The organism is Pelorhabdus sp. sgz311002, from assembly GCF_056134285.1.
Genome location: NZ_JBWBCL010000011.1, coordinates 66,016 through 84,284, shown reverse-complemented (window position 1 = coordinate 84,284; position 18,269 = coordinate 66,016). Strand labels below are relative to the sequence as shown.

Annotated in this window: 20 protein-coding genes; 16 read left to right on the top strand and 4 right to left on the bottom strand. The window is 39.8% G+C overall.

All coding sequences use genetic code 11. The features are described 5' to 3' along the window. The 6 genes from AC0NJP_RS14765 (at position 1) to AC0NJP_RS14740 (ending at position 7,194) form a co-directional block, all read left to right on the top strand. Entirely contained in the window at positions 1–720 is a 720-nt protein-coding gene (locus tag AC0NJP_RS14765; RefSeq protein ID WP_474700317.1) for a helix-turn-helix domain-containing protein, read from the top strand. Between the two features lie 490 nt (positions 721–1,210). Next, positions 1,211–1,573, top strand: a complete 363-nt coding sequence (locus AC0NJP_RS14760) for a hypothetical protein (protein WP_474700316.1) — start codon at positions 1,211–1,213, stop codon at positions 1,571–1,573. 112 nt (positions 1,574–1,685) lie between these two features. After that, a complete protein-coding gene (locus AC0NJP_RS14755) occupies positions 1,686–2,096 on the top strand; it encodes a hypothetical protein (protein WP_474700315.1) in 411 nt (136 codons plus the stop codon). Positions 2,097–2,325: 229 nt separating this feature from the next. Beyond that, on the top strand, positions 2,326–2,796 hold the full coding sequence (locus AC0NJP_RS14750; RefSeq protein ID WP_474700314.1) for a hypothetical protein: 471 nt from the start codon (positions 2,326–2,328) through the stop codon (positions 2,794–2,796). After that, complete coding sequence (locus AC0NJP_RS14745) at positions 2,789–3,145, top strand: hypothetical protein (RefSeq protein ID WP_474700313.1); 357 nt, start codon at positions 2,789–2,791, stop codon at positions 3,143–3,145. Before AC0NJP_RS14750 ends, AC0NJP_RS14745 begins: the two co-directional genes overlap by 8 nt. Positions 3,146–3,159: 14 nt before the next feature. Then, entirely contained in the window at positions 3,160–7,194 is a 4,035-nt protein-coding gene (locus tag AC0NJP_RS14740; RefSeq protein ID WP_474700312.1) for a lytic transglycosylase domain-containing protein, read from the top strand. Positions 7,195–7,436: 242 nt separating this feature from the next. Here AC0NJP_RS14740 and AC0NJP_RS14735 read toward each other — a convergent pair whose 3' ends face one another. Further along, positions 7,437–8,207 (bottom strand): hypothetical protein, encoded by a 771-nt coding sequence (locus AC0NJP_RS14735; RefSeq protein ID WP_474700311.1) that lies wholly within the window; start codon positions 8,205–8,207, stop codon positions 7,437–7,439. A 33-nt stretch (positions 8,208–8,240) separates the two neighbouring features. Continuing rightward, the gene (locus AC0NJP_RS14730; RefSeq protein ID WP_474700310.1) at positions 8,241–8,822 is read right to left on the bottom strand and encodes a hypothetical protein; all 582 of its coding nucleotides are present in this window, start codon (positions 8,820–8,822) and stop codon (positions 8,241–8,243) included. Positions 8,823–9,180: 358 nt separating this feature from the next. Between AC0NJP_RS14730 and AC0NJP_RS14725 the strand changes: the two genes are divergently transcribed. The 9 genes from AC0NJP_RS14725 (at position 9,181) to AC0NJP_RS14685 (ending at position 16,287) form a co-directional block, all read left to right on the top strand. After that, the gene (locus tag AC0NJP_RS14725; protein WP_474700309.1) at positions 9,181–9,549 is read left to right on the top strand and encodes a hypothetical protein; all 369 of its coding nucleotides are present in this window, start codon (positions 9,181–9,183) and stop codon (positions 9,547–9,549) included. 131 nt (positions 9,550–9,680) lie between these two features. Continuing rightward, positions 9,681–9,878, top strand: a complete 198-nt coding sequence (locus AC0NJP_RS14720; protein ID WP_474700308.1) for a helix-turn-helix domain-containing protein — start codon at positions 9,681–9,683, stop codon at positions 9,876–9,878. Positions 9,879–9,942: 64 nt separating this feature from the next. Continuing rightward, the gene (locus tag AC0NJP_RS14715) at positions 9,943–10,203 is read left to right on the top strand and encodes a helix-turn-helix domain-containing protein (RefSeq protein WP_474700307.1); all 261 of its coding nucleotides are present in this window, start codon (positions 9,943–9,945) and stop codon (positions 10,201–10,203) included. Further along, on the top strand, positions 10,200–10,460 hold the full coding sequence (locus AC0NJP_RS14710; protein ID WP_474700306.1) for a hypothetical protein: 261 nt from the start codon (positions 10,200–10,202) through the stop codon (positions 10,458–10,460). Before AC0NJP_RS14715 ends, AC0NJP_RS14710 begins: the two co-directional genes overlap by 4 nt. A 71-nt stretch (positions 10,461–10,531) precedes the next feature. Then, positions 10,532–10,738: a hypothetical protein gene (locus tag AC0NJP_RS14705; protein ID WP_474700304.1), complete on the top strand. Its 207-nt coding sequence runs from the start codon at positions 10,532–10,534 to the stop codon at positions 10,736–10,738. 595 nt (positions 10,739–11,333) lie between these two features. Beyond that, entirely contained in the window at positions 11,334–12,728 is a 1,395-nt protein-coding gene (locus AC0NJP_RS14700) for a DUF6612 family protein (protein ID WP_474700303.1), read from the top strand. A gap of 311 nt (positions 12,729–13,039) precedes the next feature. Beyond that, complete coding sequence (locus AC0NJP_RS14695) at positions 13,040–13,357, top strand: hypothetical protein (protein WP_474041099.1); 318 nt, start codon at positions 13,040–13,042, stop codon at positions 13,355–13,357. A 60-nt stretch (positions 13,358–13,417) separates the two neighbouring features. Further along, positions 13,418–15,115, top strand: coding sequence for a methyl-accepting chemotaxis protein (locus AC0NJP_RS14690; protein WP_474041100.1), 1,698 nt, complete (start codon positions 13,418–13,420; stop codon positions 15,113–15,115). 173 nt (positions 15,116–15,288) lie between these two features. Next, positions 15,289–16,287 (top strand): aldo/keto reductase, encoded by a 999-nt coding sequence (locus AC0NJP_RS14685; RefSeq protein ID WP_474700302.1) that lies wholly within the window; start codon positions 15,289–15,291, stop codon positions 16,285–16,287. 17 nt (positions 16,288–16,304) lie between these two features. On the opposite strand, the gene nudC is transcribed toward AC0NJP_RS14685, so the two are convergent. After that, entirely contained in the window at positions 16,305–17,153 is an 849-nt protein-coding gene (gene nudC / locus AC0NJP_RS14680) for an NAD(+) diphosphatase (protein WP_474041102.1), read from the bottom strand. Between the two features lie 110 nt (positions 17,154–17,263). Between nudC and AC0NJP_RS14675 the strand changes: the two genes are divergently transcribed. Next, positions 17,264–17,776: a GNAT family N-acetyltransferase gene (locus tag AC0NJP_RS14675; RefSeq protein ID WP_474041103.1), complete on the top strand. Its 513-nt coding sequence runs from the start codon at positions 17,264–17,266 to the stop codon at positions 17,774–17,776. 53 nt (positions 17,777–17,829) lie between these two features. Here the strand turns inward: AC0NJP_RS14675 and AC0NJP_RS14670 are convergent, their stop codons facing one another. Continuing rightward, positions 17,830–18,255 (bottom strand): hypothetical protein, encoded by a 426-nt coding sequence (locus AC0NJP_RS14670; RefSeq protein WP_474700301.1) that lies wholly within the window; start codon positions 18,253–18,255, stop codon positions 17,830–17,832. Between the last annotated feature and the right edge of the window lie 14 nt (positions 18,256–18,269).

The window sequence follows — 18,269 nt, the reverse complement described above, 5'->3', positions numbered from 1 at the left end:
ATGGATGTTCCATATTTTAAAGTTCCAAACTGCATATTTGATCTTATCCTAAGCCCTTATGAACTCGCTTGTCTTTTGTATTTGTTGCGGTGTTGTAATGGTGGGAAAGTGGGGTTCCCTAGTTATGAAACAATTGCTGTAAAGACTGGCATGAGCCGGAGAAAAGCCATTAAAGTAACAGAGATCTTGGTATCGAAAGGTTTGATTTGCAAGACGACCGCCAAGAACGTCAGAGGGCGACAAGCTGTAAATAGGTATACAATCGACTATTCGAGATTCGAGCCGTGTGAACAATATACGACCAGAAATTATTCACAGGATTCGTCTAGTTTGATTGAGTCTGCGAATGGGCCTGTTTTGCCGGAAATTCCTAGTTTCATAAATTTAAATGATAATGCCAAAATATTTTTTAATCATTTTGCCAAAAAGTATTATGAGAAAACCCAAAAAGCACACATGCCAATAACAAGCCAAAAGACGGCGAAAAAACTTAACGATTTCGTAAGCGGTCATTATTCCTTCGAGGAAGATGACTTAGGCAATGTCGGCGATTATGTAAATATCCTTGAATTTGATGAGAAAATGACCTTCATAGACAAGTACTTCTCGAAGAACTACAAAGCGGGCGACGGCCTTGCCGATCCACTCATCATGCATTTTCTCAGTTATGGAATTTGGAAAGTTTTTATGTTGCGTGATATGAGCGCGCAGGATGAGTGAAAAGTCAATGATACTGTTGCCGTAAAGTCAGTAAATACAAGGGTTAGTGGCAGGTATGGGGTTGATTACTGTGAATGGCGATAAAGTTTTATGGTGCACAGCATGCACTCAGAATAGTGAACAGCATGCACTTGGCCCGGGTGCACAGCATGCATGGAATAAAGAAATAGAGATCTTTTATAAATAAATAAAAAAATAAAAAGAACAAAGGGATAAAGATAATAGCCACTTTTTTTGTAAAAAAAGTGTTTCCCCCGCCTCTTTTTTTGAAATTGCAAATGCTAGGAGTGATATTTTAAGCGAAATTATAATCGGGCGTCCTCGAATGATTTTGGCCTTGACTGAAGAGGAAGTTTTAAAACTTTTAAAGCAAGATGCTGACCTATGGGCACAAGCCCTTAAGCGCGGCAAGGGTTTGAAGCGGTACGAAACAGCAATGTTGAGAAAAAATAAATTTTGTTTATAAAAACAACTTAAGGAGATGGTTAATATGAAAAATTTTGAAGAGGTCTTTAATCAACGATTACAAAGTTTATTTGCTAAATGCGACAGCAAGGGGAATTTGCCGCAAGAATATTATGGGGATCTTTTATTGTTTGCAAAAGACTTGTTTGAAAAAGTTAAGTTATTAGGTGCTGCTACGAACAAGATGCAAGCCGATATGAGCAAAATACAAGCCAAAACAGACGAAAACGATAAAAAAATAGAACAACTTTATGAAGATGAAATTTTGATTCATTTATTGGAATGCTTTTTGAAAAGTAAGGGGCTTACAGAAGAATTTACTGCCTATTTAAACAATCAGGCAGAGGGTGTGATGTTTGATTTGATAAAGAGTGATGTTTTACAGTAAAACACGGACAGAGAGAGCGGCAGGTGAGAAAATCCGCTTATTCGGACTAGTGAAGTACGATTTTTCTCCACTTGTGGGTGAAGAATAAACTAATTTTAGGGAGATGTTTTATATGAAAATTACATGCTTTCGCGATAATTGCAAACACAATCGGAGCTTTTCCTGTAAAAAAACCGACCACTTGACCATATCAGGCCCTAATGAAGGCTATACATGCCGTAACTTTGAAACTGGTCAATATGAGCCAACGGCAGAAGAAAAGGCGGCGGCTGACCTATTATTGTGCAAGCTGGCTGAAGTTTATAGAGAGAACACAGGCGATGAACCTGAAGACAAAACTAAATTCCCGCTGGATCAGTGCGAGTGGGGTTGTGAAGATGACAACAATACCTGCTATTTTATTGTTCCAGGTGGAAAGCACGTTAAAAAACTTATTGCTCTTGACGCGGTAAAATCTTTGATAGATTCGTACAATTTACTTATAAATAATAGAATAATCAGGATAGAAAAAGCACAAGTTTAGCTAAAGGCAAGAATCTTTACACCTAATAAACATAGACAGCGAAGGGGCGGCGTGTGAAAAGGGCCGCTTTATTGAAAAAGTAAGAATCCGTTCTAATATGAGCGGATTTTATTTTTTATAGGTGTCTTTATTTTTGCTTGAAATGCAAATAGTACCAATATACAACGTTTGTGTGATTGCTAAAGCAAAATAACGAACAATTACACAATATAAAAAGGAGGCGTGTTTATTGGCTAGGGCTAATAGCGGGCCAAAGGCATTAAAGATATCAAAGGACATTCAACGTAAAATTTGCCAAAAACTTGAGGTTGGCGCGGCGGTGGAAATGGCTTGTATGGCTTGTGGGATTAGCCGATCTACCTTCTACGCGTGGCTCAAGAAAGGAAGAGCTGGTAAGGAGCCGGAATTTGTTGAGTTTCTAATGGCAGTTGAGCATGCGAACGCCATGTTCGAGGTTTCAGCAGTCAAGCGAATCAACGAAGCGGGGGAAAAAGATTGGAAAGCTCTAGCGTGGTTGCTTGAGCGAAAGTTCCCATCAAGGTGGGGATTCGCTAGACGATATGACAGGGATTTCGCCTCAATCGAGCGCGAAAAACTAGAGATTCAGAAGATTCGCGGCGAGTTCAATAAGGATGATAATGCGCCAACAATCGTAAACAACGTGCCAATATCGGCAGAAGGAGAAAAAACACATGAGTGATAAAAAATTACAGGCGGAAATCGACAGATTGACAGCGGAAAATAAAAATTTGATTGGCACCGTTAAGCAAATGTCCCTATCTACGGCTTTAAAGCAAGCTGGGGCCGTAAAGCCTGATATGCTTGCAGAAGTTTTTTACGGGGATGTTCAGGTTTTAGATGGCAAGGAGGTTGTCTTTACTGACTCGTTTGGTAACTTAATAAGCGTTGAAGATGGTGTCAGTGGTTTCCTCAAACTGAATCCTGAATTGGTGGCAGGCCCAAAGAAGCCTACAAGGGGAAGCATCGACCCTGAAAAACTGTCTATGGACGACTATGTCAAGATGCGTTCTGATGGAAGAATTAAGTAAGCGGGTGAGTCAATATGGCCAATAACAATGAAATTGAAATTAAAATAACAGCCGATAACAAGGATGCAATTTTCGCCTTTCGTCAGTTGGTTGAAGCGGCACGCGCCGCGTCGGGGCAAACCAGTAGCGCGGGTGAAGGTGCAGGTCAAGGCTTTTCTGATTCTGCAAGAGAAATTCAGGGTGATGCTAATCGCGTTATTGGTGTTCTGAACAAGATAGCTAATACACTAGGCGCTCTTGCCCGTGCATTTGGTGTTGTAGGTGCAGAAAACGCGGCGGCTATGCAAGAGTCCTCGACGGCGGCTAACTCTTCGGCCAGTGCCACAGAAAAGGCTAATGAAAAGATCGTTAACAGCAACAAAAAAGCCACAGAAAGTAGAAAAAAACTTAATGAAGAATCCGGTAAGGGTTCGGGAGGTTCCGGTAAATCTGAGCCGGAAGTAGTTTCTTTTTCTAGTGCGATTTTGTCTGGTGAAGGTTTTCTAGGTACTCTTGGCAAAATTGGACTTGCCGCTCAGGGGTTGGGGGTTATCTTTGGGACACTGAAAAAGGCCATTGACTCTGCTTTCGGCCCAGGCATTGAATTAGAACGTACACTGGAAACCGCGAAGCTTGGCGTGGCTGGAATCATAATGTCGATGGAAACCAGCAATGGCGAAGATATTAAACTAAACGACGCTCTTGCCGTTTCAGGTAAAGCCATTGACGAACTGCAAGCTAATGCTGTTAAAATCGGCTTACCGATGAAGGATATGATTACCGCCTTTCAGACTATTGTTGGCCCTGCTTTAGAAGCAAAAATGTCTATGAAAGAAATGGTAGATTTTACAGCCATAGGCACTAAAGCGGTCAAAACCGTAATGGGACCGCAGGCCAATGAGATGCAAATTACCCAGGAACTTCGCTCTATGGTTAGCGGTAACATTGACCAAAACAGCCAGCTCGCTAAAGCTATGGGCATTACTAACGAAGGCGTAGAAGAAGCCAAGAAGACGGCAGGAGGGCTGTTTAAATATCTTGACGATCATTTAGCCGGATTCAAGGAAACAGCCGAAGTTTATCCTGAAACATTTAATGGTGTATTAGAGAAGTTTAAAAATAGTTTGGCGCAGGCGCAAGGTGGAGCGGTCAAGCCTTTTATGGACGAGTTCAAGCATGGTCTTACTGATGTTGGCGATTTGTTGTTTGATATTGATGAACGAACAGGTAAGATAGAGTTCAATCCTTTGCTTGTGTCTGTAGTTGATGATTTAAACAGTGGCCTCAAGGAGATGAAAAGATACTGTCAAGATGTTGGCGTGAGCTTGGAATGGACTAATACTACATTACCAGTACTACAGGATTTGTATTCAACAACCAAAAATCTAAGTGCCGCTTTCCTAGATCTTTTACGAGTCGGAAATGCCTCCTATTCGCTGTTTGACAAATATTTTGATCAAGCTGTTCGGGATCTAGCTCATGATATGAAAGAACTTTCTCTCGAAACGCGCGAGTTTTGGGATTGGCTGGCGCAGAAGGTAGGCGCTAAACAAAGTGCGGCAAGCCAAGGCGTAGCTGATTTTAAGCGAAGCGAAGACACAAATACACAGCCACCAATAGGGAACCCTAATATAAACATGACGCCAAAATTTCAGACGCAAGATAAAGATCATTTTGCTGAAGAAAAACGGACTATGCAAACTGCTTTTTCTAATATTGATACTGATTTACAGGGGAAACTTGCGGACCTTCAGGATAAACTTAACAATCTAAATGCGGGAAAAGAAAAATACAGCCTGCAAGACTTCGAACAGCAAAAACTTGCTTTAGAAGTTGCTATAAGACAAGCCCCTGTATTAGCTATTCAGCAAAAAATCGGTGTGGCAAATTCTACTGACTTTAAGCACGAATCCGAAAGAACGGAAGAAACTGCGAAACTTAACAACGAACTGGCTAAAGCCCAAAAGGCTCTCAGTTTATTTTCGACGCAAGTTGATGACGTTGCTAACCTGATTGACAAAACCGGGAACTTTAATAATAACGGCAATTATGCTGACAGGCAGATTTTCAATGAAGCTGGCCAATATAAGGAAATGCTCATTAAAGCCGCTTTGCAAGAAGGGGTAAACCCGCTATTGTTTGCCGCATTAACCAAAGCTGAAAGTAGCTTTAACCCTAAAGCGGAGTCTTCCGTGGGAGCAATGGGCATGACTCAGCTAATGCCTGATACAGCCGCCGGGTTAGGAGTAAATAATCCTTGGGACCCTTGGCAAAATCTAGTTGGCGGAGCTAAATACCTTCGCCAACAGCTTGAAATGTTCAATGGCGACGTAAATAAAGCCATTGCCGCATATAATGCCGGGCCGCAAGCTGTAAAAGATTATAACGGCATTCCTCCTTATAGGGAAACTCAGAATTATGTCGCTACAATTAAAGGATATATGAATTATGAAGACATAGGTAATGGCATGATACAAAAGGGTTCTGCCGGAGCGCCTACAAATGGTCTTGCCTATCGCGTAAAACAGCTTATGGGCGACTTTGGAAGCAAGGCAGGGAAAGAACTTCGCGACGAAATTGTTTCCTTATTCAAAGAACTTGACGCTGTTATAAAAGATGTTGCCGGGTTAAAAGGAAATGATTCCGAACAGCTAAAAGCGGACATTCGGGACAAATATGCTGAATTATTGGCTAATTTCTCTAAAACTTTCACCGGGCCGACTCTTGAAGAGGCGCAAAAGAGAATTCAGGAAGCTATTGTCATTCAGGAAAATAACGTCGATATTTCTCAAACTACAAAAGAAATCGAAAGAATTCTTACCAAAACTACTGAAGAAGAGAATAGATATCTACTTCTCATAAAACTTGGTCTCGAAGGTGTTGGGAGCGCATTTGATAAACAACACAAAGCCCTAAATGACGCTATCGCCCCTATGTTCGATAGACTTAACAAAGACATGGAAGAAGCGAAACGGACTGGCAATATTGACGGCCAAAATAAAATGAGGCAGCAGTTCAAAGCCCTCAACGATACTTTATTTTCGCAGGTACAGGATAGAATTGACGCGGTAAACACTTGGGCGCAAGATCGGACAAACTCTGTTAACTCTAAGTCATACTGGACTAGTGGCATGAAACAGGAACGAACAGAGGATATTGACAGGGTGAAAGCTTCTGACACAGCAAAAGCATATAAAGATTATGCAGATAAGTTAGCCATAAAAGGAAGCCTTGAATACCAACTAGCTGACCGTTCAGGGATCAAACCTGAAGTTTGGGAAAATATGCTTCGTGGCTTGCAAACCTATAATGAAGAGTTGGCAAAAACCCCTACACTATTAGAACGTGTAGAATACGCCGGACGGCAGGGCCTTGAAAACGGTCTAAACAACTTCTTTGAAACAGGCTGGCAGAAATGTCACAAGCTCATTGATGCTATTGAGGACTTAGCAATTTCCATTTTCACTGAAATGAATAAGGTTTTTTCTCAAGAATTAACGAGAAATATCATGAATAGCCTTTTTGGGCAATCATCTGATAACTCTATGTACACGTTTTCATATGCACCTTTAAAAGTTGGTGGAAAAAAAGACGGCGGAAGTTTACTAGAAGCCTTTGCTGACGGCGGGAAAATGAGCAATGGCCTCATGAAAGGGCCAGGTACATCTACAAGTGATAGCATTATGGCTTATATCGGAAATCTGAGGAAATTTGTTCGTCTTTCTGACGGCGAATATGTTATGAAAGGGGCCGCTGTTAAAAAATACGGAACTGACTTATTAGATCGTATTAATAATGGCTTAATTCCTCCGGGGTTTGCAGATATTAAAGAAAAATACGCAACAGGCGGAAGTCTTTCCGGCAGGCAAGTTGTTGGTGCGGATAGGGTTGCCAACTCACTTACTCTTAATCCGGCAATCCAAACTCAAACAAATCTTACCGTTGCTAACTTCGATGATCCTGATAAACTCAAACGCTTTATTGAGTCGAGAAAAGGCCATGAGGTCATTGTTAACGCAATTGATAAAAATGGCGTAGCGATTAATCGGTTGCTTACAAAAAAACATTAATAAAAGTAAGGAAGCCAAGAGACCTAGAAAGTCACTTGGCTTTTTCTTTTTGGTGTGTTTGATTTATTTAGCAGATGACTTTCTTGGGTTGTTCCATGAAAAACGGGATATGGGCTAATTATGGCGGTCTAAGAGCTATTGAAAACTAAAAGCCTAGTCACAAATCGGCTACACACTTTATAAGTGGTACCCCGAAGCAATTAGGCCACGAGAAATAGGCGCAATTGAAGCTAGGGTGTATTTTATATTTTCCATAAGCGAAGCCATAGTTTTAATTGAGTAAAGACAAAGTCCAAATACTTTTCATCTTTATGATTTATGTTATCTAGGCCTCTGACTATAACATAAATACTAGCCAATAAAGGTAAAAAATCATTAGTGGTAACTGCTTGTAAATTCAGTATAGATGAAAATGAACCAAAGCAGAGCGTAATTCCAAAAATAATCTCAAAGATACCATATTTCAACGGATGGTTCTTCTTTATGTAGAAAGCAAGTAGTCCGATTATAGCTATATCAATTGATGCAGTTATAATGCCAAATAAATTGGTAATATTTGATAACAATCCAAAAATATAATCAAAATACTTAAAGCCTAATCCTAAGATATAAATAAGGCAAAAGCTTACAGTTCCGCACAAAAAGATTAATATATTAATGGTTCGATCAAAAGTTTTTTGGTGGCTTAAAATTTTAGATAGTATGGATTGCGAAAGATTAATATGTTGATCATTTTGAGAAGCGTTGATAAGTAGAAAATAAATTTTTTCAACTATATATATTATATACAAAGACAATTTTAAAAGTATTTGTAGGAAAATAATTGTTAAATTAATAAAAATTATAAAAATGAATAAAAAAATTAAAGGAACACTTAATTGTTTAATAATATAGTTGCCCCCGTTTGGCGTGAAATCCAATATGATGTTATATAGTAAACCAAAGTGGGCACTAAAGAATATTGTAATATAAGTTTCTATTAGCTTTTTATCAGAACCTACTAGCTTTATCATAATCAAAACCTCTAATTTAGATTAAAATCGTTATTACTGACTTTCCTGCCAGCTCGTTACTATGCCGTTTTCAACATAAATGTAAGAGTCGCCATAAACTAACTGTTCATGAACAGTGTTCTGAGTTACGGTACGATTGACTCGTTCCGGCTTACCCAAGATCTTTAAGACTTTGTCTTTGGTGTCTCCAATGTAAATACTGCTATCGCGTTTCTTTTTCTGCTGATCTATGAGTTGTTGCTGTTGATCAGCGCGTCTTTTTTTATCTTCAGCTTCTTGTTTGGATTTAATGTCTCGTTCGCGCTGTTCGGCTTCTTCTTGTGGAATCAATGTATCAAAATTTGTAAATTCTAAGTTGGCTTTTTTGGTAAACCCACTGTTTGGGCTATTGGCATTTAATTCAGCCAAGGCGGCTTTTGCTTGCTTGTAACTGTGGTTTCTATAAAGAGCTTCTATTTGCTCATACTTTGCCTTTTCAGGAGATGTATCGATTTGGGGTTTTTGTTGATTAAGTAAGACTGCAATAAAAGTTCCGGTCATTATTGCAATAACTAAAAGTATGACTCCGATACCAATAAATACTTTGTTTTTATTTGCAGCAGATACTTTTGGCAATAATCTCACTCCTTGGGGCGATAAATGGCCTCGTTATTAGCATGTAAAATATAATCTTAATTTATTTTCTGTAAAACGACAAAATTTTCCTTCTAAAATACAATTGGTTTTATTGATGAAACCGGAACAGCGTAATTAAATTTAGAGGATTGTGCTATAGGGCTAGGTTTTACGCAAACACAAAGTAATGGGAATGACGCCATTGTGGCGGAGGTTTAAGAGCGATACCAATGATTTTTGGAATACTTTTCCCTGCTGGCGTAATAGCTGGCAGGGTTTGTTTTAATTATTGTAGTATTTAGCAATTGCTGGCTTTGATGACACTATTTTTAGGAAGAATATAATGGAGGTGCTTTTAATGAGAGATTACTTTGGAAAAAACGGATGCTATGAAATTGTAGAAAATGATGACAATCAAGATTTGTTAGAAATTTACTTAAATAGCCCGATTATTTACGAGGGTGATGACTTTAATCGGGCCACTGCTGAAAATCGTATAGAACCAGATGTAGAGTTCGTAATTATTAAAGAAAAAGAAGATGATGAAATTGAGGATTGGCCAGCGTCAATGGAAGTACTATCATTAGGCTTGCATGGGGTTAATGAATTTGTTTCTGCATTACTTGCTAGAAATATTGGAGATAAAGATGAGCTATTAGTAGCAGTTAAGGAATTGCTTGATCAAGAAGGGGCGGTATGGGGAGTTATTTCACCTGAAGAAGAGTAATTTAACTTCAGATAAATCACTAATAATTAGTCTGTTTGTGATTCTAGTTATTATTAGTTATTGATTGTTATCACAAAATATATTAAAATATAAAATGTAGAGGGGGTGGAAATATAGATAAAATATTTACGGTGAAGCAAACGGCTGAATACTTGCAACTTACCGAAAAAGCGGTTCGAGATTATATTGTTGAGGGTAAGCTTGAAGCGTCAAAGTTCGGTAGAGTATGGAGAATAACAGAAACTGACATAATTAAATTTGTGCAGAGTATGAAACCTCTGAAAGTTAAAGCCGATAAAGACTTTGCCGAGAGTACGGACGAAGAGTAAGTAAAAGGCCCGCCACTACTGCAAATAGTGGACAGGCCTGGCGACAATGGACTGAGAAGCCACCATGTCGCCTCTATTTTATCACAGCATAATCAAGAAAACCATGATAAAAAGAGGAGTGGGAAATTTGGAAAGAGAGAACTTTTACAATTGCGAAGATGTAGCTGAGATTTGCAATGTCAAGCCGTTTTATGTTTGGAAGTGGATACGCGAAAAACGGTTAAACGCTATTAAGTTTGGCAGAGCCTACAGGGTTAGAGAAAGCGATCTCAATGCTTTTATTAATTCCTGTATGACAATCCAAAACGGAGGCGAAAAAATATGACAAGACAAAGTTTGATCAACTACATCAAGAAACATACCCGATTTGGTGAACATATTAAATTCCACAACGAAAAAATAGCTGAACTCCGTAAACATATTGATCTTACGGCGATTCGCAATGAGGATCAGGCGAACATGTTGATTGACATTAACGCCGGGGTTGAGGCGGCGGTTAGTCGGTACTGTGTGTTTGAGGTAGAACCAAAGCGATATGATAATTTTCTTGCCATGCTGAAGCCTGTAAAAGCAGGTCACTAAAAGTGACTTACCTTTTGTTTCAGGCGGTACGGCAGAAACAGAATCCCTACACATGACATGGGGGCGATAGAATGACAGACTTTGACCAACAACGACTAGGCCGCTACATGGAAGATGCCGCGCAATGGCTGGTAAACATAGAGCAAATGTTTTTTAGTGCTGATACTCCCTCACAGGCGGCGGCAGGCGATTTTATAAGGATTGCTACTGAAGCCGTTAAAGGAGCCAAGAGACAACTTGTAATTGACGGTACGATAAAAAGTGGATCCGGCCTTTAAGGTCGGATTTTTCATTGTACAGGCTGATTATCTACAATATTAAGTATTACATAATGTAAATAATAAACTTATAGCTGTAAATTGCCACTTATCATAGTCTTTATTATTCTAAAAATGCGTGAAAGTAAAGAGTTTATTCCGGTTTTTTATTGCCACTTATTTGCCACTTACTTTGAAAAAAGTACTCAAAAATAAGCAAATGGATAAAAATAAAAAAGTTTATAAAGTCAATAAAATCAATGGTTTTACATCATAATGAAATGTAAACTAAAGGTATTTACCAGACTCTTAATCAGTAGGTTCGGGGTTCGACTCCCCGGTGGGTCACCAAGAAAGAATGTAGACGTATCAAAGGTTTAAAGCCTTTTGATATGTCTTTTTTGTTTGTCTTTATGTAGATTTTTTATTATAAAACTGTATTGAAGGAATATTATAAAAAATAGATAATGTAGTGAGTAGGGAATTTGTTTAAATGATGAGGGGGAATTCTTTTGAAAAGAGTTTTAATTGCTGTACTTATCATTGTTTTAAGCAGTATTTCAGCCATTTTTGCCAGTGAAGGACGATTGCGTGCTATAGATTGGGAGGGGAGTATATGCTAAAAATTCGTTTATCTATAGCAGTTGTGCTTTGCTTAATCGTTTCGTTGATTACTTCCATTGCTGCGGCAGAATCGCCAGATCGTGCTAAAGAAATGGTGGCCATGACTCAGCAAAAGATGGCACTCGCTAAGAATTACCATATGATTATGGCAATTGATATGGCTATGAATACGCAGGGAAAGAATATGAATAGCACAATAAACATTGATATGGATATTTTTAATAATCCATTATTAGCCAAAAATAAAACAGATATATTGTTTTCAGTCAGTGATAAGGAAAAGCTTATTCAAAGCTCCCAGACACATATGACATTGCTTCAATACATGGAGCAATCAGGCCCTAAAATACTGATATATACTTATACCGATGGCAAGTGGCATAAACAATCCTCATTAATTGGGTCAGTTACTCCCAATAAGGAGTATGAAAATTTTCTCAAGCAAGTAAAAAGTGCTAGGATAACAAGCGAAGACCAAGATACTATTGTGATACAAGCTGTTATGGATGGAAAATTTATTAAGGAGACATTACAAAACAACGCGAGTACTGTAGGTTTAGCTAAAATGAATTTAAAGGATGACTTTATAAGTTCCATTGGCGATGTAACTTATACGATTACCATAGATAAAAAATCGATGACTCTGTCCGGCGTGGATATGGATCTGTCTGATTTTATGCAAAGGTTTGGGGGTAAATTGGCCGAAGGCTCTATGATACCTACTGAAAAAAAGCAACAGTTAAAAGATCTGTTTAGCAATATGCAGATGCATATGACCATGACGATGAGTAAGTATGATGAAATTGAGTCGTTTACGATTCCTGACGAAGCAAAACTTGCAGTGGAAGATCAACAAGCTGTTAACCCTTATGATAAAGTAATTAATGATTTAACAAATATAATAAATCATAACCCTAATGACTTTGTTGCTTATGCCAAGCGCGGCGAAGCCTATTCGAATAAGAAAAATTTTGATTTAGCATTGAACGATTTTAATAAGGCAATAGAGCTAAATCCTAAGTATGCTTTTGCCTATGCTTGGCGCGGATATATTTTGGCGAAATTAAACAAGGGAGACTCAGCTATAGCCGATTATAGTAAAGCAATCGAAATCGATCCTGATTATGCTTATGCCTATCAAAATCGAGGACTAGAATACGCTAAAAAGAAACAGCTTGATTTAGCTATTACTGATTATAATAAGGCGATTGAACTAAATCCAAGATATAAACAGGCTTATTTTAACAGAGGGATTGCCTATGAACAAAAGCAGCTATATCAGGAGGCTATTGATAACTATCGTAGTCTTATTGTGAATATACCTGATGATAAAGCAGCTGTTGAGTTGGCTAAAACCCGTATTCGATCATTGGGAGGAACTATATAAAAGAATTGGCAGAATAAGAGTGAGCACCCTACTTTGGCCGCGAGGCTGAGGTGGGGCTTTTTTTATTTTTGCGGATCAATGGGGTGATTCATGACTAGAATTGTTTTCTATAACTTTTGGTATAGTTTTTTCATTGCTTTCAAAATGCTGTTAAACCTTTATGTTATCTGTATTTTTTATCAAATAATAATTATTACAAAATATATCTTTTGGTAGAAGTAACTTCAATTTAGTTCTATTACACTATACTCAAGAGGAAAAAGAAAACAACAACAACAAGAAAGACGAGCTACCGGAAAGGAGCTGATTTTATGAAAAAGAAAGAGCTGCTCATGTTTCGCTGGGGCGCTGCCGAATATGGAATTCCACTAGAAATCGTTACAGGTATGATTCATGAGAAGTGGTTAGAGGGATTGGCTGAAAGCGATTCCATTCCCGTCATTAGAGATACGAGGGAAGAAGTGTCAGATACGAAGCGGGTGATTTTAATCGAATCAAATGGTCTGTGTCTGGCTCTTGTCGTCGATGAAATTCTTCCCCATACGAAAACAGTTACTAATGACCAAATCAAAAATATGATCGAATCATCCTTTTCACTCTTTCAATTCAAACCAAGTATCTATAATTAATCGCTAGGTTATCAAAATAAGAATAAAAAATAATAAAAAACGATTGAGGAGGCGATCCCCATGACCATAAAAAAGAAACTTTCGTTAGGTTTTTCCTTAGTAATTCTAATCAGCATACTTTCTTCATCCTTCGTATTCTACCAGCTCAATAAAGCACAAAGTGAAGTCAATGAACTTGCTACAAATTGGGTTCCCAGCATTAAAGCAGTTGGCAAAATCAATGATAATTTCTTAAACTACATCCGATTCCTTTACGCTTTTGCTCTCGAATCAGATAGCGCAGCTATGGATCGTTTAGATCAACTGATTACGGACAGGCAGCAAAAAGTAGAGAAAGACCGAGTTGCTTACGAAGCCTTAATTAGCAGCCCGGAAGAAAGAAAAACTTACGAGCAATTTGTAGCCAGATGGCAAGAATATCAAGGTATTGCAGGAAAAATCAAAGAATATGCCCGCAAAAATGATTTTGCTGGAGCCAATCGTGAGTTTGTCAAAGGTCGTCCCCTCGTAAATGAAATGGATGAGCTGTTACAAAAACTCGTGAAAATTAACGAAACTGGTGCGGAAGAGTCAGCTGCTCTTAGCATCCAAGCCGCTTCCTATAGCAAAATCAGCTTACTTGCAGCATCGATCATCAGTGCCATCAGCGGTACGATTATCGCGGTAGCCATTGCTTTATCGGTGGTACGGCCTCTTAGAACTTTGGAAAAATCGCTAGGTGATCTTGTGGAAAAAGGCGGCGATTTAACCCAGGAAATCCCCATATACAGCAAAGATGAAGTCGGTGATTTAGCAAAAGTCGTCAACGCCTTTATCGCCAACCTCAGAACAATTATGGCCGAAGTCATTGATGATGCGCAGCAAGTTGCCGCCGCATCGGAAGAATTAACAGCCAATGCGGAACAGTCAGCTCAGGCATCAAATCAAGTAGCTGTATCGGTTATTGCCGTAGCCGATGGTGTGAATAAACAATCTTCGGCCGCAGCCGATACGCTCAATGTAGTAACGCAAATGTCCGGCGGCGTTCAACAAGCCGCAAGCAACGCCACAGCAGTTGCAGCAATTGCCGACAATACAGCTCGCTCAGCTCTCAAAGGCAGCGAAGCTGTGGGCAAAGTAGTGGATCAGATGAATGAAATTGAGAAAACATCGGTGAATGCGGCTCAGGCAGTAAATAAGCTTAGCCTTCGCTCTCAAGAGATTGGTCAGATTGTGGAAGACATTACCGCGATTGCCGGACAAACAAACCTGTTAGCTCTTAACGCAGCAATTGAAGCGGCTAGAGCAGGCGAACAAGGCAGAGGCTTCGCAGTAGTGGCCGAGGAAGTTCGTAAGCTTGCGGAGCAATCGAAAGAAGCAGCAAAACGAATTTCCGGGTTGATCACGGAAATTAAGAAAGATACAGAAGAAGCCGTAGGCGCTATGAATAAAGGCTCTGATGAAGTAAAAACTGGCGCTCAGGTTGTCCAGACAGCTGGAAAGTCCTTTGATGAGATTCGCGGTTTGATTGACAATGTATCAAGTCAAGTAACCGATATTTCCGCAGTGGTACAGCAATTAGCGAGCAGCAGCGAAAATATCGTAGATGCAGTGCAAAGCATCACCGGAGTGAGCAAGGCAACAGCTACGGAAGCGGAATCCATCTCGGCAGCTACGGAAGAGCAGTCAGCCTCAGTGGAAGAAATTGCTTCGGCCAGCATGAATCTTGCTAAGCTTGCCCAAAATCTACAAAATGCTGTTAGCAAATTTAAAGTCTAAAAATAAAAAGGGCCGTTAAGGCCCTTTTTATTTTTTGGATTATGCATATGAAAGTGTCGGTAGTAGCGTGTTTTTAGAAGGTTTCAGAAGGATCATTTTCTATAGGCAGGAATTAAAAGGAAATAAGGCGAAAATAGCAACGTTTTTTATTATAACAATCGGAGGGGAAAGAGATGGAATATAAGTTATTAGGCAGAACTGGCGTGCTCGTATCGGAATTATGTTTTGGCACAATGACTTTTGGTTCGGAAGCCGATGAAACAGAGTCAAAGCAGCTATTTTATCGTTGTCGCGAGGCGGGAATTAATTTTTTTGACTGCTCTAATAACTATGGCGGCGGCAGAACTGAGACTATTTTAGGGAATCTGATTAGAGAGTGCCGTAATGATATTGTTTTAACAACAAAAGTTTCGCAGCGGATTCATCAGGATGTGAACGGACTGGGATCATCGCGCCGACATATCATGACAGCAGTGGAAGAAAGCCTGCGCCGTCTGCAAACCGATCGGATTGATTTGTATTTCATTCACCACTTTGATCCCTGTGTTGCTATGGAAGAAACGCTCCGCGCCCTTGATGATCTGGTGAGACAAGGTAAGGTGCTGTATCTTGGCGTAAGTAATTGGGCTGCCTGGCAAATTGCCAAAGCGCTTGGCATAGCGGAATTAAGAAATTTAGCGCGCTTTGAATGTATTGAACCGATGTATAATCTCGTGAAACGTCAGGCGGAAGTGGAGATTTTGCCGCTTGCCTTGTCGGAAAATTTATCAGTAATTCCTTATAGTCCGTTAGGCGCGGGATTGTTAGCGGGAAAATATACGAAGCAAGCAGCTGGAGCTACAGGGCGAATTACTGAGAAAGAACAGTATGCTAAACGTTATGGCAATCCTGCTTACTATCAGATTGCGGCAGAGTTTGCCGCCTATGCCGAAAAGCTTGGCGTTCATCCGGCTACGCTCGCAATTCGTTGGGTTCAGTCTCATCCGGCGATTACAGCGCCCATTGTCGGGGCAAGAAATCTAGCGCAGCTTGAACCATCGCTTGCAGCTGTTGACTTTACTTTAACGCCGGAAATGCTTGCTCATATTGCTAAGATTTCGATGGATCCTGGCAATGCTACAGATCGCTTAGAAGAAACAATGGATGATAAATTTAAACTTCGTAATAGATAAAATAAACTTTGCTGAAGTTAGCGGCTCTGATTGATTTTTCCGTTCTGTTCGGCTACAAAGGAATCAATCAGCTGCCTAGCAATGCTGCCAGGTGTTGGAATTAAGGGAAGGTGATCTGCGTCAAACCAATTGGCAGAGAGGATTTCCTCATTGTCGATTTGAATTTCGCCGCTGGCCCATTCAGCTGTAAAGCCTAGCATCAGTGAATCAGGAAATGGCCAGGGTTGACTACTTACATAGCGAATATTTTTTACTTCAATGCCCACTTCTTCGCGGATTTCTCGGCGTACGCAGTCTTCGATGGTTTCACCTGCTTCGACAAAGCCAGCTAACGTACTGAACATGGGGGTTTTAAAACGGCTTCCCTGAGCGAGCAGAATTTTATTATCTTTTTTTACAGCTACAATAATTGCTGGTGAAATACGAGGATATACTATGTTTTTGCAGGCTGGGCAGACTAGAGCGAGTTCGGTTGGCGAAGAGGTAAGCGGTGCAGCGCAGCAACTGCAAAATTTATTTTTTTTAAGCCAATGCGTAATGTGATAGATATGATAAGCTGCTTGGGTAATGGGATGAGCCGGATTCACCGCTAGCTGGCGCAAGGTTTTCCAATGAAAATTTTCTGGCAAGACTTGGGGATTAGCCGAAGCCGTATAATAGGTCTGTCCGTCTAAGGCTGTAAGTGACTGCGGTGTATCAAAACCGGTCAGTCCAATAAGATCTTTGGTTTGGGGTAGTGTAAAATTTCCATCGCTCCCTTTGACGATCAATTGTTCGTCATGAAATAAGAGCCAAGATTGTTCTGGTTTATAAGCAGAAACAGCGGCACAAGCCGTTGCCTTCGATGTGTTTTTTAGCGAAGTCACTCGTTTCCCTCCTAATAGCGATACAGTATTTTTGTTTATTGTACAATGGTATGATTCGTTCGTCTATGTTTCGAGAATAAATAAAGCTTATAAGAAAAGAAGGGATAGGAATGATTCGCAGCGCCTGTGAGGCTGATTTGGTGAAAATTTCTCAGATTTATAATCATGCAATTCTTTATACGACTGCTGTTTATGATGAACAAGAACATTCTTTAGCAGAGCGAAAATTCTGGTTTGATAAGAAGTGTCAGAAGGGCTTTCCTGTGTTAGTTTTTGAGCAAGACGGCGAGGTCGCTGGATTTGCTAGTTATGGACCCTTTCGTGACTGGCCTGGTTATCGCTATACCATAGAGCATTCTGTCTATGTCGATGAGCAGTATCGTAAAAGTGGTGTAGGAACGAAGTTGTTACAAGAGCTAATCCGCCTTGCCGCAGAACAAGGCTATAAGACGCTTGTAGCTGGGATTGATGCGGCGAATGACGCCAGTATTGCTATGCATGAAAAACTGGGTTTTACTTTTAGCGGTACCGTAAAACAGGCTGGTTATAAATTTGATCGTTGGCTTGATTTAAGCTTTTATCAATATGAATTACCAGGACCTCAGCCGGAAAAAGATAAATAAAAGAACGCCCTTGCTTCGAATGCGTAGAAGCAAGGGCGTTTTAGTTCGTTCTGTTATTTTTTTTGCATAAGATTTAATGCGCCATTTTGGCCATAAGTGAGGATTTGGTACAAGGACGAACTGCTGTCTTTACTATCTTGGAACATATAATCCGCCAAGGTTTGATTGGTATTGGTATCGGAGTCGGTAGTGTTTTTGGTAAGTTTACCGCTCGCTTTCATTTCTTTGGTCAGTTGACTGGATGCTTTTGTTTGATTTTCTGTTAGCATGTCAGCTAAGGTTGTACTGTCATCCTCTTTGTCATCTGATAAATAATTGGCGAGTGACAAAGCTTCCTGTGAAAAAGAATAGGAATCAAGGCTGGTGGCTGTCTTCGATGAGGAAGTCCCAGTCTTAGTTGAATCAGTACTAGCATCTTCGCTAGTAGTTTTTAGGGTATATTTCCCTGTGTTTGGTGTGAGACCTGTAACAATTGGCATAATGGGCACCGCCT

Excerpts from the sequence above, each read along its gene's own strand:
- AC0NJP_RS14765 (WP_474700317.1), top strand. The coding sequence starts at position 1 with ATGGATGTTCCATATTTTAAAGTTCCAAACTGCATATTTGATCTTATC.
- AC0NJP_RS14760 (WP_474700316.1), top strand. The coding sequence starts at position 1,211 with ATGAAAAATTTTGAAGAGGTCTTTAATCAACGATTACAAAGTTTATTT.
- AC0NJP_RS14755 (WP_474700315.1), top strand. The coding sequence starts at position 1,686 with ATGAAAATTACATGCTTTCGCGATAATTGCAAACACAATCGGAGCTTT.
- AC0NJP_RS14745 (WP_474700313.1), top strand. The coding sequence starts at position 2,789 with ATGAGTGATAAAAAATTACAGGCGGAAATCGACAGATTGACAGCGGAA.
- AC0NJP_RS14740 (WP_474700312.1), top strand. The coding sequence starts at position 3,160 with ATGGCCAATAACAATGAAATTGAAATTAAAATAACAGCCGATAACAAG.
- AC0NJP_RS14735 (WP_474700311.1), bottom strand. The coding sequence starts at position 8,207 with ATGATAAAGCTAGTAGGTTCTGATAAAAAGCTAATAGAAACTTATATT.
- AC0NJP_RS14725 (WP_474700309.1), top strand. The coding sequence starts at position 9,181 with ATGAGAGATTACTTTGGAAAAAACGGATGCTATGAAATTGTAGAAAAT.
- AC0NJP_RS14715 (WP_474700307.1), top strand. The coding sequence starts at position 9,943 with ATGTCGCCTCTATTTTATCACAGCATAATCAAGAAAACCATGATAAAA.
- AC0NJP_RS14710 (WP_474700306.1), top strand. The coding sequence starts at position 10,200 with ATGACAAGACAAAGTTTGATCAACTACATCAAGAAACATACCCGATTT.
- AC0NJP_RS14705 (WP_474700304.1), top strand. The coding sequence starts at position 10,532 with ATGACAGACTTTGACCAACAACGACTAGGCCGCTACATGGAAGATGCC.
- AC0NJP_RS14700 (WP_474700303.1), top strand. The coding sequence starts at position 11,334 with ATGCTAAAAATTCGTTTATCTATAGCAGTTGTGCTTTGCTTAATCGTT.
- AC0NJP_RS14695 (WP_474041099.1), top strand. The coding sequence starts at position 13,040 with ATGAAAAAGAAAGAGCTGCTCATGTTTCGCTGGGGCGCTGCCGAATAT.
- AC0NJP_RS14690 (WP_474041100.1), top strand. The coding sequence starts at position 13,418 with ATGACCATAAAAAAGAAACTTTCGTTAGGTTTTTCCTTAGTAATTCTA.
- AC0NJP_RS14685 (WP_474700302.1), top strand. The coding sequence starts at position 15,289 with ATGGAATATAAGTTATTAGGCAGAACTGGCGTGCTCGTATCGGAATTA.
- AC0NJP_RS14675 (WP_474041103.1), top strand. The coding sequence starts at position 17,264 with ATGATTCGCAGCGCCTGTGAGGCTGATTTGGTGAAAATTTCTCAGATT.
- AC0NJP_RS14670 (WP_474700301.1), bottom strand. The coding sequence starts at position 18,255 with ATGCCAATTGTTACAGGTCTCACACCAAACACAGGGAAATATACCCTA.